This window comes from Burkholderia torrens (assembly GCF_984668525.1).
This window is the reverse complement of record NZ_OZ480211.1, coordinates 1977290-1992750: the sequence shown is the minus strand read 5'-3', so window position 1 is coordinate 1992750 and position 15461 is coordinate 1977290. Positions and strand designations below refer to the sequence as shown.

Here is a 15461-nt window from a genome sequence, read left to right as displayed (position 1 = left end):
AAGAGCCGGGCACCGTCGCGATTTTCGAGCGAATCTGAAGCAAGGAGCAACACAAGGTGGGTCGATATTCGGAATGGCAACGGGCGCTCGTCGTCGCGGGCGCGCTGGCAGCGGCCCTTGCGATGCCGCGCGTGGTTGCGGCGCAGGCCGCTGCGCCGGGCGTGCAGCAGGATGAACCGGCACCGGCGCGGCCGCTGAAGCCGAATCCCGAGTTCGCCCGCCTGCCGCGCTACGAAGGCACGCTCGGCGACCGGCCGATCGTCGTGCATCTCGGCCCGAAGACGGACGAGGAAGGCGTGCACGGCGAATACCAGTTCGCCGATACGGGCGAGGTCGTGCTGCTCGCGGGCGATCGCGACGGCGATACGCTCGAGATCGAGGAATCGAACGACGGCACGAACATCACGGGCGTGTGGATCGGCCGTTTCGACACGACGGGCGACCTGAAGGCCGACCGGATGAACTCGGACGAGTCGGATCCGCAGCCGGTCGTGCTGCGCCTGGCGCCGGGCAAGCGCGCGGCGCTGCAGGTGCGCGACGGCCGCGTGCGGGAAATCGAGACGGTGGGCGGCATCGTCAACCTGCGCACCGACGACTGAGCGCGCGCTGGCTCGGTGCGCGCGGCGCGCATTGTACCGGGCCAGCCACGCCGATTTTGGCTAATCTAGCGACATATTCCGCAACCGAACGGCCTCGTGCCCGGCTTCCCGACATGACTGCATCCACTCCCAAGCGCGCGCTGCAAACCCGCATCGTTCAACCCGACGACGTCATTCCGGAAGGCTTCCGGTCGTTCGTGCCGCCGGTTGCACGCGCGTCGACGGTCGTGTTCCCCGATCTCGCGACGATGCGCGCGCTCGTCTGGCACAACGACAACCAGTGGCGCTACGGGCTGCACGCGACGCCGACGTCGCTCGCGCTCGCGCAGCGGCTCGCCGAGATCGAGGGCGGCGCGCATGCGCTGCTGCAGCCGTCGGGCCTCGCGGCGATCATGAACGTGTACTTCGGGATCGTGAAAGCGGGCGACGACGTGCTGATTCCGCACAACGTGTACGGGCCGAACGCCGATTTCGGCAACTGGCTCGCGAAGGATTTCGGCATTACCGTGCGCTTCTACGATCCGCTGATCGGCGCCGGCATCGCCGACCTGATCCAGCCGAACACGCGGCTGATCTGGATCGAGGCACCGGGCTCGGTGACAATGGAAGTGCCCGACGTGCAGGCCATCACCGCGGCCGCGAAGGCGCGCGGCATCGTCACCGCGATCGACAACACGTTCTCGGCGGGGCTCGCGTTCAAGCCGTTCGAGCACGGCGTCGACATCTCGGTGCAGGCACTGACCAAGTATCAGTCGGGCGGCAGTGACGTGCTGATGGGCGCGACGATCACCGCGAACGCGGAACTGCACGCGCAACTGAAGCTTGCGCGGATGCGCTGCGGGATCGGCGTGTCCGTCGACGATTGCTCGCTCGTGCTGCGCAGCCTGCCGAGCATGCAGGTGCGTTTCGACGCGCACAGCAAGAGCGCGCTCGCGCTCGCGCAATGGCTGAAGGCACGGCCGGAGATCGCGGCGGTGCTGCATCCGCAGATCGCCGACTGCCCGGGGCACGCGTCGTTCATGCGCGATTTCACGGGCGCGGGCGGGCTGTTCTCGGTGGTGTTCGACGAACGCTACAGCGCGGAGCAGATCGATCGCTTCGTCGAGTCGCTCGACCTGTTCGCGATCGGCTGGAGCTGGGGCGGTGCATGCAGCCTGGCGATGCCGTACGACGTCGCGTCGATGCGCCCGGACTGGCCGCATCGCGGCACGCTGGTGCGTTTCTACGTGGGCCTGGAAGATGAAGCCGACCTGCGTGCGGACATCGAACGCGCGATGCAGGACGTACTCGGATGATCGCAGGCCGAAAAGGCCTCGTGGAATGACAAAACGCCGGCGCGATGCAACATCGCGCCGGCGTTTTTCATGGGCGGTGCGGCGGGATCAGAACAGCCGCAGCAGCCCGTCGAGGCCGACGTGATCGAACGCGACCGTCGCCGCGTCGCGCACGACGGGCTTCGCGTGGAACGCGACCGACAGCCCGGCTTCGGCCATCATCTTCAGGTCGTTCGACCCGTCGCCCATCGCGATCGCGCGGCTCGGCGCGAGGCCGAGCGACGCGCAGGTGTCGCGCAGCAGGCGCGCCTTCACGTCCGCGTTGACGATCTCGCCGAGCACCTTGCCGGTCAGCTTGCCGTCGACGATTTCGAGCGTGTTCGCATAGGCGTAGTCGAGGCCGAGGCGGGCTTTCAGCCGCTCGGTGAAGAACGTGAAGCCGCCCGACACGAGCAGCGTCTTCATGCCGGCGGCCTTCACACCGGCCAGCATCGTCTCGGCGCCGGGCGACAGTTGCAGCCGTTCTTCGTACACGCGCTCGAGCGCGTGCGCGTCGAGCCCGGCCAGCAGCGCGACGCGGCGCGTGAGGCTTTCGTTGAAGTCGCGGATCTCGCCGCGCATCGATGCTTCGGTGATCTCGGCGACCTGCGTTTTCAGCCCGCAGAAGTCGGCGATCTCGTCGATGCATTCGATCGTGATCAGCGTCGAATCCATGTCCATCACGGCCAGCCCGAAATCGCCGAGCGTGCGGCCGGCTTCGACGAACGCGAAGTCGAGCGCGTGCGTGCCGCAGTACGCGTCGATGTCGAGGCGCTGCGCCGGATTCGCGTTTTCGATGCGCAGCGCGTGATCGTCGGTCTGCACGATGCGGGTGCCGCGCGACAGCGCGAGCAGCGGTTTGTGATGGGCGTCCGACAGCGGTGCAAGACTCTGGATGACGAGGTTGTGGGTCATGACGGGATGGTTGGGAGACGAATGAAATGCGTGCGCGGCCAACGGGTGGCCGCCTGCGGACGCGGGCCCGTCCGGCGTCGGGCCCTTGCGTGGCGAACGCGTCATTGTAGCCGGTTGGCCGTGCCGGGCGGTCGGGGGCGGATCGAAACCGGGTTCGGTGCAGCGGTTACCGTACGTCCTGGCCGTCCCAGTACGGCGGATCGCCGAAATGCTCGGCGAGGAACGCAATGAACGCGAGCGTTTTCAGCGGCACGTGCGCGCGGCTCGGATAGACGGCCCAGATCGCGACTTCGTCCGCGAACGGATAGTCGTCGAGCACCGTGACGAGTGCGCCGCTCGCGAGCAGCGGGCCGACGTCCCAGGTCGACTTGATCGCGATCCCGAAGCCGTCGACGAGCGCTTCGCGGATCGCCTCGCCGTTGCTCGCGACGAGCCGGCCGCCGACCCGCACGGTCAGCGGGCCTTGCGGCGTCGTGAACGACCAGTCGCGCTGGTCGCCGAGGATCACGCATTCGTGCTGCGTCAGGTCGGCCGGATGGCGCGGCGTGCCGTGCTCGGCGAGATACGCCGGCGAGCAGCACAGCACGCGGCGGTTGGTCGCGAGCTTGCGCGCGACGAGCGTCGAATCCTTTAGCGCACCGAGGCGGATCGCGACGTCGTAGCCGTCGTCGACGAGATCGACGATTTCGTCGGACAGCCGCAGGTCGAGCGACACCGACGGGTAGCGGCGCAGGAACGCGGGAATCACCGGCGCGACGTGCTGGCGGCCGAACGACGACGACATCGACACCTTCAGCCGCCCGTACGGCTCGGTGCGGCCATGGCCGACCGACGCGCGCGCGGCGTCGGCGGCCGACAGCAGCGCGTCGGCGCGCGCCATGAAGATCTCGCCGTCCTGCGTGAGGCTGATGCGGCGCGTGGTGCGGTGCAGCAGCCGCGCGCCGAGCTGGCGTTCGAGCTGCGCGATGCGTGCGCTGGCGACCGCGGCCGACACGCCGAATTCGCGCCCGGCCGCCGTGACGTTCGCGAGCAGCGCCGCGCGCACGAACAGTGCGACGTCGAGCAAATCGAGCGGTTTGTCGGGCGCCGGAATCGGATCGAGCGTCATTATTCTGAAATTCCTGAAAATGTTTCAGGAAATATAGCGGTTTTCTCGAAGGATCGGGTTGACTACGATGACGTTCATGGGGCTGCGTCGCGGCCCGCCCGGATTCCCTGAAAGGAGTATCGAGATGAAAGCCGTTGGACTGACCCGCTATCTGCCGATCGACGACCCGCAAGCCTTGCTCGACGTGGAGCTGCCGCAGCCCGTGCCGGGCCCGCGCGACCTGCTCGTGAAGGTCGAGGCGATTTCCGTGAACCCGGTTGACACCAAGGTGCGCGCGCCGAAGCCGCAGGTCGAGGAGACGCCGCGCGTGCTCGGCTGGGACGCGGCCGGCACGGTCGTCGCGGTCGGCGCCGACGTGACGCTGTTCCGCCCCGGCGACGAAGTGTTCTACGCGGGCAGCATCACGCGGCCCGGCGCGAACAGCGAATTCCACACGGTCGACGAACGGATCGCCGCGCTGAAGCCGCGCACGCTCGACTTCGCCGCGTCGGCGGCGCTGCCGCTCACCGCGCTGACCGCGTGGGAAGCGTTGTTCGACCGGCTGCGCGTGTCGCCGCAGGGCGCGGACGCCGGCAAGTCGGTGCTGATCATCGGCGGCGCGGGCGGCGTGGGATCGATCGCGATCCAGCTTGCGAAGACGCTCGGCAAGCTGCACGTGATCGCGACCGCGTCGCGGCCGGCATCGGCCGACTGGGTGCGCGCGCTCGGCGCGGACGCGGTGGTCGACCATTTCGGCGACCTGCCTGCGCAACTGCGCGAGGCCGGCCATCCGAACGTCGACTACGTGCTGATCTTCAACGACACGGATCGTCATTTCCCTGCCGCCGCGGAAATCATCCGCCCACAGGGCGGTATTTGCACGATCGTCGAGAACGGGAAGCCGGTGCCGGTCGAACTGCTGAAGGCGAAGAGCGCCGCGTTTCACTGGGAGTTCATGTTCACGCGTGCCATGTTCGAGACGCCGGACATGATCGAGCAGCACCGGATCCTCGGCGAAGTCGCGCGGCTCGTCGACGGCGGCACGCTGCGCACGACGCTCGGCGAACAGCTCGGCACGATCAACGCGGCGAACGTGCGACGCGCGCACCAGCTGCTCGAGGGCGGGCGCGCGATCGGCAAGCTCGTGCTGAGCGGGTTCTGAGCGACTGCGCGCGTAACTAAGGTTGCGACGCCGCGAACGCAAGCGGGGTAACACCCGATGCGTTTGCGGCGCATTGCATCGCGCTTGGCGGTAGACTGGCAACGCATCATGCATCGAAAACCGCGCGGCACGCGCGTGCCCCGCATTACAAGGAGGTCAGCATGAGCCAACGCAGCTTGTCAGTCGCCGCATCGTGGTCGGTCGTGTTCGCGGCGGCGTGCGTCAGTGCGAGCGTATTCGCGGCGCCGCCGGTCAAGGGCAGCCTGAAGGGCGGCGGTACGGGGCAGCTCGAATACACCGTCAAGGTCGACTCGAAGGCCTTCGGCAATACGCAGGAGACCCGCAAGATCCGCTCGGGCGAGACAGACGATTTCAACTGGAAATCGGTGCCGCCGAGCGGCGCGGTCGCGATGCCGGACGGCTGTCCGAACGCCGACAACCTGCCGCGCGACGAGAACGGTGCGATGGTGCGCCAGACCCAGGTGCGGCTCGCGCCGTCGGTCGACGCGAAGGGTGTCGCCAACGTGCAGATGAGCTTCCAGGCGGCCGCACCGAAGGGTACGCGCAGCGTGACGGCCGGCGGCAAGTCGCTGCAGTGCCCGGACGTCGTGTCGGTGAGCCAGGTGAAGTGGGTGTCGATCCCGACCAACGGCGGGTCGAAGTCCGTGACGATGAGCGACGGCACCAAGGTGACGGTGTCGATCAAGCGCTGAGCGGCGCGCGGGCCGGCGTTTCGTCCGGTGCGCGCGCAACGGATTCGGCCGGCCGCGTGAGCGGGGCGGCACGCGAGCGTTGCGCGCCGCCGTTGCGCGGTTTCCCGCCACCTGCTTCGCGGGTCGGTGCCGCTGCCGTGTATCAGCGGTGCGTGACGTCATGCCGATGTCACGCTATGCTCGCCCGCATCCTTTCCTTCCCGTAACGATTCCCGATGAAACGTCGAATGCGCGTGCTGCTGTCTGCCGTTGCGTTCGTCGCCGCGCATGCATATGCGGCCGACGATTGCAGTTTCGTGAAGAAGGTCGAGCTGCCGTCGCGGCAGCAGGTGGCCGTCGTGTCGAGCGGCGCACTCGAACCGTGCTCGACCGGCAGCTACGCGGTGCGTGTGTATTCGACCGCGCATGTCGCACCGGGCTTCGATACCGACGATTACGTGACGGGCGTGCTGCATGCGCGCGATGGCACGGTCACCGATGCGTTCGCGGCCGACCTCGGCACCCGCGCGCCGCAGGCGCTCGTCGTGACCACGCGTTCTGCCGGCAGCGGCGGCTACGTCGGCGCGCAGGCCTATGCGACGACGCCGCGCGCGGTGCGGCTCGTCGCTTCGGTCGACGGGCTCGCGCCGGACGCGGACATCGCAGCCGCGTTGCGACAGGCGATCGCCAAGCGTCGCGTCGCGCGCTGAGCGCACACCGCGCGAACGCATCGCGCGGTGCCCGTGCGCGTCAGTGCGCGCGCTCCTCGAGCCGTGCCGCGAGGAAGCGATGATCGGCCGAGAACAGCCGGCGATAGGTCATCAGCACCGCGCCGACGGTGCCGAGCGCGGACGCCGCGGCGATCAGGAACATGATCACGATCTGGTAGCGCACGGCCTGCAGCGGCGACTGGCCGGCCAGCACCTGGCCCGTCATCATGCCCGGCAAGGTGACGACGCCGACGACGGCCATCTGGTTCAGCGTCGGCAGCATGCCCGCGCGCACGGCCTGGCGCGCGGCGTCCTGCGCGGCTTCCCAACGCGTGGCGCCGAGCGCGAGCGCCGTTTCGACGCGGTCGCGGCGCGCCGTGAGCTCTTCCATCATCCGCTCGACGCCGAGCGACACGCCCGTCAGCGTATTGCCGAGAATCATCCCGAGGATCGGAATCGCGTACTGCGGTGCGTACCACGGATGGATGCGGATCACGACGAACAGCCCGACCGCCGCGACGAACCAGCTGCTGAACCAGATCGACGCGATGCTGTCGATGCGCTGGCCGCGATACGTGCGCTTGCCGCGGCCCGCGCCGGCGAAGCCGGCGATCAGCGTCATCAGCGCGGTGAGCGGCAACACGACGGTCCAGTGCGGATGGCCGAACACCCAGCCGAGCACGTAGCCGATCGCGAGCAGCTGCACGACGGTGCGCACCGCCGCGAGCGCGAGCTTGCGGCCGAGACCGAGCGACAAGGCCGCCGAGATCGCACCGTTGACGGCGACGAGCGCGGCGGCGATGCCGACGTCGACGAGGCTCAGGTCCTGCAGTGCCGGGCTCATTGCGCAGCCTCCGTCGGGTTCGCGACATGCATGACGCCGGCCTGCATCACGAGCCGCATCGTGCCGATCCGCGCGGCCTGGGCCGGATCGTGAGAGATCCACATGTACGCGCGGGCGTCGGCCGCCGCGTCGAACCACGCACCGACGAGTGCCTCGATCGCGCGTGCCGATTCGGGATCGAGCGCGGAGGTCGGCTCGTCGAGCAGCAGCACATCGGGATCGAGCTGCAGCACGCGCAGCAGCGCCGCGATCTGCGCTTCGCCGCCGGACAGGTCGCTCGCGCGCTTGTCGAGAAAGTCGGGGCCGCGGCCGGCCTGCGCGGCGAGCGCTTCGGCACGCGCGCGATCGAACGACACGTCGCGATAGATCGCGAGCGAATACGGATAGCGCAATTGCGATTCGACGGTGCCGTCCATCTGCGCGGGGCGCTGGCGCACGTACGCGACGCTGCGCCGGTAGCGCGGGATCGTACCGCGCCGGATCCGGTGGCCGTGCCACAGGATGTGGCCGCCGTCGAGCGGGTCGAGCAGCGCGAGCGCGCGCAACAGCACGCTCTTGCCCGACCCCGAGGGGCCGGTGATAGCAATTCGCGATCCCGCAGCGAGGCTGAAATCGGTCGGGGCGAGCAGGGTCTTGCCGCTGCTGGCGTCACGCCGTGTAATGCGCTGCGCATCGATGAGGCCGGTGGGGGCTGTCATGTCACAAATGAAAAAAAGCGTTAACAGCGCCGAGAGGTCGCCATGTCGTGCGTCATAATACCGATTGAAAAGCCGCGGGTGTCGTGCGCCGTTCGTCCACGCAAGCGGCCCGGCATGGTGCGGCAACATTTCAGAACAACAACGGAACCGCCATGACGCTAACCCGAGCCATCGGCAAATCGGCTGCATGGGTCGTCGGTATCGTCGCGGTGCTCATCGCGGCAGCCGGCGTCTTTCTCTTCATGTTCGACTGGAACCGCGCGAAGCCGTGGGTCAACGACCAGGTGAGTGCCGCACTCGGCCGCCCGTTCGCGATCAACGGCGATCTCAAGGTCGGCTGGCGTCGCCCCGACGGCGAGACCGGCTGGCGCGCATGGGTGCCCTGGCCGAGCTTTTCGGCCACGCAGCTCGAAATCGGCAACCCCGACTGGGCGAAGACGCCCAAGTTCGTCACGCTGGATGCCGCGCACTTCGATCTCGCGATTCTGCCGCTGCTCGCCCATGAAATCGTCATCCCGTCGATCGACGTCGTGAATCCGTCCGTCGACCTCGAGCGGCTGGCCGACGGTCGCAACACGTGGACCTTCCAGTTCAAGCAATCGTCGCAGCCGTCGCCGTGGAAGGTGCGGCTCGACAGCTTCGGCTTCGCGAAGGGCACCGTCACGTATCGCGATGCGATCACGAAGGCCGACCTGACCGTCGCGATCGATACGCTCGGCCAGCCGATCCCGCTCGGCGACGTGCTGAAGGAGCAGGAGCAGACGTCGCGTGCGGCGTCCGCGCAGCGTGTCGGCAAGCATGGCGCCGCGCAACTGAGCGCGAAGGCCAATGCGGAAGCCGCGTCGAGTGCGTCCGCCGCGCAGGCGGCGAGTGCGGCGTCGGGCGCATCGGCTGCGACTTCCGTGGCTTCGGCTGCTTCCGGTTCGTCGGGCTCGTCCGCTTCTTCCGCATCGACCGTTGCTGCCGCATCCGGCGCAAGCAGCGCCGCCGCGCCCGCGAAGCCGTCCGGCCCGACCTATGCGTTCGGGCTGAAGGTCGACGGCCGCTACAAGAACGTGCCGATCAACGGGACCGGCAAGCTCGGCGGCGTGCTCGCGATCCAGGACGCGTCGCGGCCGTTTCCGCTGCAGGCCGACGTGAAGGCCGGCGACACGCGACTCGCGATCGTCGGCACGCTGACCGATCCGATGCATCTCGCGGCGATCGACCTGCGCCTGTGGTTGCAGGGCACGTCGATGTCGCACCTTTACCAGCTCACCGGCATCACGCTGCCCGATACGCCGCCTTACGCGACCGAAGGGCGGTTGATCGGCAACTTCAAGCCGCATGCGAGCACGTTCCGCTACGAGAGCTTCAACGGCCGCGTCGGCGGCAGCGATCTTGGCGGCACGCTCACGTATGCACAGCGCGAGCCGCGCCCGAAGCTGTCGGGCGAACTCGTGTCGAACCTGCTGCAGTTCTCCGATCTCGCGCCGGTGATCGGCGCCGATACGGCCGCGAGCAAGGCCCGGCGCGGCGACACGACGCGCCAGCCGCCGGACCGCGTGCTGCCGGTCGAGACGTTCCGTACTGACCGCTGGCGCGCGCTCGACGCGGACGTCAAGTTCACGGGCCGCAAGCTGGTCAAGAGTGCGAACCTGCCGATCACGAACCTGTACACGCACATCGTGATGCAGGACGGCGTGCTGTCGCTCGAGCCGCTGCAGTTCGGCGTCGCGGGCGGCACGCTCGCGACGACCGCGCATCTCGACGGCAGCGGCGCGCCGCTGAAAGGCCGCTTCACGGTGGCCGCGCGGCACCTGAAGCTCAAGCAGCTGTTCCCGACGCAGAAGGTCATGCAGTCGGCGCTCGGCGAGATCAACGGCGACGCGTCGCTGTCGGCGACCGGCAACTCGCCGGCCGCGCTCGCCGCGACGTCGAACGGCGAAGTGAAGGCGCTCGTGACGGACGGCCGCATCAGCCGCCTGCTGATGGAAGCGGCGGGGCTGAACGTCGCCAACGTCGTCTACGAGAAGCTGTTCGGCAACAACGACGTGAAGATCAACTGCGCGGCGATCGACTTCGTCGCAACCAACGGGATCCTCGACCCGAAGGTGTTCGCGCTCGATACCGACGATGCGCTGATCAACGTCGACGGCCCGATCAACCTGCGCGACGAATCGCTCGACCTGAAGATCCACCCGCATACGAAGGGTTTCCGGATATTCTCGCTGCGTTCGCCGCTGTACGCGAAGGGTACGTTCAAGAACCCGAAGGTCGGTGTCGATGCGGGCGCGCTCGCGCTGCGCGCCGGTGCGATGGTCGGGCTCGGGCTGATCAACCCGTTCGCGGCGCTGATTCCGCTGATCGCGCCGAGCAACAACCGCGACGTGCCGTGCTCGGAACTGTTCGGGCAGATCAACGCGAAGGCCGCGCAAAGGGCGGCAGCGAAGGCCGGCAAGTGATGCATGCAGCCGCTGGAGCGGTTTGCGCCACGGTGGCGGCGTTGCCGCGCCCGGCGCAGCGCCGGCCGCGCGGCGCCGTCAGGAGCGCTCAGCGGCTGGCGCGTGCCCAGACGATCACCGGCTCGACCTCCCGGCCGCCAATCCGTACCGGTTCGGCGGTGCCGAGTTGCAGCCGGTCGCCATCCAGGCTGACCACACGCTGCTGGACGTTGCCGATCCAGTTCGGGAACAGGCTGACGTCCATTTCGTGCGTCAGCGTGCCGTCGTCGTCGACGTTAAAGGGGCCGGAATACGCGATGTAGCCGTGCGCCGCGGCCGCGCGTTCCTCGACGCTGCCGCCCTGGAGGTCGCCGTCCGCGTAGGGCGGGCGGCCGGCCGCCATCAACTGGGCCGACATATAGCCGTCGGGTGTATAGAGGATCCAGCCGCGTGCGTCGCGGCCGAGCGGATAGGTGACGGTACCGCCGTCGCGCGGGCGGATTTCGTAGGACACGAGGCGCCATGCGCCGACGAGTTGTTCACGAAGCTGGCTGGCAAGCATGCGGGATTCCGGTAAGACGGCGGTGGAGCGCGTGCCGTCGTGTTGACGGCCGCCGGGCGGCGGGCCAGAGTGCCGGGAATACGCCGCCGGGGCGGTGCGGTCGGCAGTTTCTCCGACACCTGCTAAAATACACGGTTTTCCGTCGATTTCTCTCTTACGGGACCTGCCGTGCTTTCTACTGCCAACATCACGATGCAATTCGGGCCGAAGCCCTTGTTCGAGAATATCTCGGTCAAATTCGGCGAGGGCAACCGCTACGGTCTGATCGGCGCGAACGGCTGTGGCAAGTCGACCTTCATGAAGATCCTCGGCGGCGACCTCGAGCCGAGCGCTGGCAATGTCGCGCTGGAGCCGAACGTCCGCCTCGGCAAGCTGCGCCAGGACCAGTTCGCATACGAAGACGTGCGCGTGCTCGACGTCGTGATGATGGGCCACACCGAGATGTGGGCCGCCATGACCGAGCGTGACGCGATCTACGCGAACCCGGAAGCCACCGACGACGACTACATGCACGCGGCCGAGCTCGAAGGCAAGTTCGCCGAATACGGCGGCTACGACGCCGAAGCGCGCGCGGGCGCGCTGCTGCTGGGCATCGGCATCGAGGAGAAGTTCCACAACGGCACGATGAGCGACGTCGCGCCGGGCTGGAAGCTGCGCGTGCTGCTCGCACAGGCGCTGTTCTCGAAGCCGGACGTGCTGCTGCTCGACGAACCGACCAACAACCTCGACATCAACTCGATTCGTTGGCTCGAGCAAACGCTCAACGAGTACAACTCGACGATGATCATCATCTCGCACGATCGTCACTTCCTGAACTCGGTGTGCACGCACATGGCCGACATGGACTTCGGCACGCTGAAGGTCTGGCCGGGCAACTACGACGACTACATGCTCGCATCGGCACAGGCGCGCGAGCGCCAGGCTGCAGCGAACACGCGTGCGAAGGAGCGCGTCGCCGAACTGCAGGACTTCGTGCGCCGCTTCTCGGCGAACAAGTCGAAGGCGCGCCAGGCAACGAGCCGTGCGAAGCAGATCGACAAGATCAAGATCGAGGAATTCAAGCCGTCGTCGCGCCAGAACCCGTTCATCCGTTTCGAGTTCGAGAAGAAGCTGCACAACGTCGCCGTGGTCGCCGAAGAAATCACGAAGAAGTACGAGCGCACGATCTTCCAGAACTTCAACCTGTCGGTTCAGCCGGGCGAGCGCATCGCGATCATCGGCGAGAACGGCGCGGGCAAGACGACGCTGCTGCGTTCGCTGCTCGGCGCGCTCACGCTCGAGCACGGCACGGTGAAGTGGTCCGAGAACGCGAATGTCGGCTACATGCCGCAGGACACGTACGAGGAGTTTCCGAACGACATCACGCTGATGGACTGGATCGACCAGTACCGCAAGGACGGCGACGACGAAACGATGGTGCGCGGCACGCTGGGCCGCCTGCTGTTCTCGTCGGACGACATCAAGAAGTCGGTGAAGGTGCTGTCGGGCGGCGAGAAGGGCCGCATGATCTGGGGCAAGCTGATGCTCGGCCGCCACAACGTGCTGCTGATGGACGAGCCGACCAACCACATGGACATGGAATCGATCGAGTCGCTGCAGATCGCGCTCGAGCAGTTCGAAGGCACGCTTATTTTCGTGTCGCACGACCGTGAGTTCGTGAGCGGGCTGGCGAACCGGATCATCGAAGTGCGTACGGACGGCACGCTGTTCGACTTCGGTGGCAATTACGAGGAGTTCCTGACGAGTCAGGGGCAGGAGTAAAACCGCCGGTTTGTCCCAAGACCACCGTTCATGTGTCCCGGATTGTCCCACGGAATTGTCCCGTTGGGACAGCGGTAGTGGTGCTCTGTAGAGGACGCTAGGCGGGACGCGCAAGGCATGCCGCTAGAAACACGAAAGGCCCACATCGATAGATTGTCGGTGTGGGCCTTTTTGTGGGGCTAGTCGAGAACTTATTCACTTCATCTGGCTGCGTAACCGTTTCCAGAGCGGTTTTATCTGCCGCTTTATAGCCTTTTCGTCCAGAATATTTGCTGCGCGTATCGCATAGGATACAAAGTTTCGACGCCCAAGGTATGAATACCGTCGATACAGTTTGCCTTTGTATAGGGGTCTTGGGCTTTCGCCGCGTTCTACGCGAAGAGTGTTGCGGGCATGCATGGTCACTCGCGCTAGGCGGACGCCTCTTCTCATGCGGTCTGAATAACGAGCGAGCGACGCTGAGCGAAGCGATACTTGCTGCCCGTCGAAGACAAATCCGAGGTATTGAAGTGGCTTATCGGCAAGCAGCTTTCCTGAGCTTGATGTGAAGAATCTCTCCTCAGTCTTCTTCGGGTGTAGGGGGAGTGCGTATAGGTCCGCAAGCTCGCGAGCGAGCTGCATAAATTCCTTACCTTTTCCTTCCGGCGCAATGATTAGCATGTCGTCGCAGTATCGGAAGTATTTTCCGCCCATTGACGCGATGGAAGTCCACAGCGCTTGATCAAAGTCGGTCATGTAAATATTAGACAGCAGGGCGCTAATGGGGGAACCTTGAGGGATCCCTTTATCTGCTGCGTTTCGTTGAATAAGGCCGAGCTTGCGGACAACGGAGCGAAATATTTCTGGTGTACAAATGCGAGTACCTGAGCCCCTAGGGTTGTAAATCGAAATTCCTAGGGCTTTGTATAGATTGGTTTTATCTACCCAGGTAAAGCGAGTGAGTGACTTGAAAACGTTGTAGTGATCGCTGGGTAATTCATTGGTTTTGAGGATTTTCGCCCAACTGGCTTTCAGAATTTTGTGATTTAGACTTCCAAAGAAATCGCTGATGTCGGCCGCAATGACATCAGCGCTTCCCATTTCTTTAATGGCGTCGAACGCGTCTTTTGCAAATTCAATGTTACTCTTTCCGAGTTTCCGAAAAGCGAGCACGGAAGACTGGTACCCAACTTCTTTGAGGTAATCTTCGTAGCGTTGGCTTAATATCGAGGCGTAGCAAGCGTAGATGTGGCTATCGACGTGCGATGCATAACTGACCGGACGTTCCTTCTCGGTCGTCACTAGGCGCTTAGTCAGCTTGTCCCATTTCACTTTTCGGCTTTTGACCGTGAATTGGATAAACGGATAGAAGGCGTGACGTGCGACTATAGATGGATTTCCGGCGATTGCGACCGCAGCAGGTTCACTGGTTGGTAAGTCAAAGTGCAAATATCTTCGGCGCTTAAACCACTCGACTGGTTCGCTCATCGATATACCTAGCAAACCGGGGAGGCGATGGTTGGCGGCATTCCAATAACCGCCTCCCCGGATATACAACAATGTTCTTCACATTATCTCACTCAGTCCGAAAACTGAGCTTTGGCCGCTAAATGTTAGAAATGCAGTATCATGGCAGTATCATCGTAGAGGTCCGTATGACGGAAGTCCTGTTCTACGTGTTGTCCGCGTTGCGTCTCAGCTCATGGAGCGGATTCGCGTGGCTTGACAACCTGTCACTTTCCTCACCGGCAAATCCGATGAGCCCCTTTAATATAAAGGAGGTGCTTCTGTTTCGCAAGAGTGGACAGCGAAAGGCGCAATTGTTTTTGGCAAATTTTCGAGAGGGCATCTGATAAAGTCCCGCCGCGAAAATCCCCCCGGTGTCCCTCCCGTTTCTACACGCGCGGGCAGCGTCACGCGCAGCCCCTCTGACGCGCATCAGGTAACCCGCGCGATACCTTGATGCGGGCGCGCGCATCTCATTAGGCGGGGGCCTCTTCGGCGTCATCGCTGTTGTCTAGCATGGCTTCCTCAGGGATACGCCCCTTCTCTTTGAGCACGGCCAGGACGGTCTCCCGATCATCGTATAGGTCATGCAGCAGCCGCGCCGCGTACTCTCTGGCGGTGTTCACTTCATTTAGAGAGACCACGCGCCAAGGCTCGTGTAGGACATAGTTCCCCAGGGTCCGAATTTCTTCATGCGCGCGCTTCTTCCGCGCAGCAGTAATCACACCATCGGCCGCAGCTAGGTCTATTTGCTGGTCCAGTGGGGTGCCTTTCTTGATCTTGTAGCCGCTGGCTCGGAGGGCCTTGTCTAGGACCGAGCGAAACATAGCGGCTGCGGCGCGGTAGCACCCAGCGTTCGCGCAGGATTCACCCTCACGGAACTCCCGCACAATTCCCTCAGGGACATCTTTGGGTAGGGGCTGCTGCATTTCGTCGGCTTCTGGATAAAAATCCAACAACTCCATAGCGGGTTCGTTCTGATGAGACAGGAAGGTGGCCAATGCGCCAGAGCCGCAGTTGGAGCATCTAACCAGCCGGTACACCTGAGAGCTGTAGTCATCGACAGGGCGGTAAATTTGCCCGTACTCGCCCATGCGGTTATCACCCGTCAAATACGATGACAGCGCCCCACCGCACGCAGGGCAATTTGCGATTAGCTGCCCATTCTCTTTTATCGTTGCCATGTCCTAACCGGTGTCTGTTGGTCTCG

The 15461-nt window shown here is 65.0% G+C and carries 14 protein-coding genes; 7 read left to right on the top strand and 7 right to left on the bottom strand.

The genetic code is table 11. The features are described 5' to 3' along the window. Nucleotides 1-56: 56 nt before the first annotated feature. Both AC5LXX_RS09120 and AC5LXX_RS09115 read left to right on the top strand, forming a co-directional pair. Entirely contained in the window at nucleotides 57-599 is a 543-nt protein-coding gene (locus AC5LXX_RS09120; protein WP_493409281.1) for a hypothetical protein, read from the top strand. Between the two features lie 113 nt (nucleotides 600-712). Further along, nucleotides 713-1894 (top strand): cystathionine beta-lyase, encoded by a 1182-nt coding sequence (locus AC5LXX_RS09115; protein ID WP_493409280.1) that lies wholly within the window; start codon nucleotides 713-715, stop codon nucleotides 1892-1894. A gap of 87 nt (nucleotides 1895-1981) precedes the next feature. Here AC5LXX_RS09115 and serB read toward each other — a convergent pair whose 3' ends face one another. Both serB and AC5LXX_RS09105 read right to left on the bottom strand, forming a co-directional pair. Further along, a complete protein-coding gene (serB, locus tag AC5LXX_RS09110; protein WP_493409279.1) occupies nucleotides 1982-2827 on the bottom strand; it encodes a phosphoserine phosphatase SerB in 846 nt (281 codons plus the stop codon). Nucleotides 2828-2993: 166 nt separating this feature from the next. Beyond that, entirely contained in the window at nucleotides 2994-3935 is a 942-nt protein-coding gene (locus AC5LXX_RS09105; RefSeq protein ID WP_493409278.1) for a LysR family transcriptional regulator, read from the bottom strand. A 124-nt stretch (nucleotides 3936-4059) separates the two neighbouring features. Between AC5LXX_RS09105 and AC5LXX_RS09100 the strand changes: the two genes are divergently transcribed. From AC5LXX_RS09100 to AC5LXX_RS09090, 3 genes are all read left to right on the top strand, one after another. Beyond that, nucleotides 4060-5076 carry a zinc-binding alcohol dehydrogenase family protein gene (locus tag AC5LXX_RS09100; RefSeq protein ID WP_493409277.1) on the top strand — a complete coding sequence of 339 codons (1017 nt, stop codon included), beginning with the start codon at nucleotides 4060-4062 and terminating at the stop codon, nucleotides 5074-5076. Nucleotides 5077-5237: 161 nt separating this feature from the next. Further along, the gene (locus AC5LXX_RS09095) at nucleotides 5238-5789 is read left to right on the top strand and encodes a DUF6013 family protein (RefSeq protein WP_124457066.1); all 552 of its coding nucleotides are present in this window, start codon (nucleotides 5238-5240) and stop codon (nucleotides 5787-5789) included. Nucleotides 5790-6004: 215 nt separating this feature from the next. Beyond that, nucleotides 6005-6478 (top strand): PliI family lysozyme inhibitor of I-type lysozyme, encoded by a 474-nt coding sequence (locus AC5LXX_RS09090; RefSeq protein WP_493409276.1) that lies wholly within the window; start codon nucleotides 6005-6007, stop codon nucleotides 6476-6478. A gap of 40 nt (nucleotides 6479-6518) precedes the next feature. Here the strand turns inward: AC5LXX_RS09090 and AC5LXX_RS09085 are convergent, their stop codons facing one another. Next, nucleotides 6519-7322: an ABC transporter permease gene (locus AC5LXX_RS09085; RefSeq protein WP_493409275.1), complete on the bottom strand. Its 804-nt coding sequence runs from the start codon at nucleotides 7320-7322 to the stop codon at nucleotides 6519-6521. Then, on the bottom strand, nucleotides 7319-8020 hold the full coding sequence (locus AC5LXX_RS09080; RefSeq protein WP_493409274.1) for an ABC transporter ATP-binding protein: 702 nt from the start codon (nucleotides 8018-8020) through the stop codon (nucleotides 7319-7321). The genes AC5LXX_RS09085 and AC5LXX_RS09080 overlap by 4 nt, the downstream gene beginning before the upstream one ends. A gap of 152 nt (nucleotides 8021-8172) precedes the next feature. Here AC5LXX_RS09080 and AC5LXX_RS09075 point away from each other — a divergent pair, with 152 nt between their 5' ends. After that, entirely contained in the window at nucleotides 8173-10464 is a 2292-nt protein-coding gene (locus tag AC5LXX_RS09075; protein ID WP_493409273.1) for an AsmA family protein, read from the top strand. Nucleotides 10465-10552: 88 nt separating this feature from the next. Here the strand turns inward: AC5LXX_RS09075 and AC5LXX_RS09070 are convergent, their stop codons facing one another. Next, nucleotides 10553-11005: a lipocalin-like domain-containing protein gene (locus AC5LXX_RS09070; protein WP_493409272.1), complete on the bottom strand. Its 453-nt coding sequence runs from the start codon at nucleotides 11003-11005 to the stop codon at nucleotides 10553-10555. Between the two features lie 168 nt (nucleotides 11006-11173). Between AC5LXX_RS09070 and AC5LXX_RS09065 the strand changes: the two genes are divergently transcribed. After that, nucleotides 11174-12766, top strand: coding sequence for an ABC-F family ATPase (locus AC5LXX_RS09065; RefSeq protein ID WP_493409271.1), 1593 nt, complete (start codon nucleotides 11174-11176; stop codon nucleotides 12764-12766). A gap of 195 nt (nucleotides 12767-12961) precedes the next feature. On the opposite strand, the gene drt2 is transcribed toward AC5LXX_RS09065, so the two are convergent. Next, nucleotides 12962-14233, bottom strand: coding sequence for an antiviral reverse transcriptase Drt2 (drt2, locus tag AC5LXX_RS09060; RefSeq protein ID WP_493409270.1), 1272 nt, complete (start codon nucleotides 14231-14233; stop codon nucleotides 12962-12964). Nucleotides 14234-14727: 494 nt separating this feature from the next. Then, nucleotides 14728-15435: a DUF4145 domain-containing protein gene (locus tag AC5LXX_RS09055; protein WP_493409269.1), complete on the bottom strand. Its 708-nt coding sequence runs from the start codon at nucleotides 15433-15435 to the stop codon at nucleotides 14728-14730. Between the last annotated feature and the right edge of the window lie 26 nt (nucleotides 15436-15461).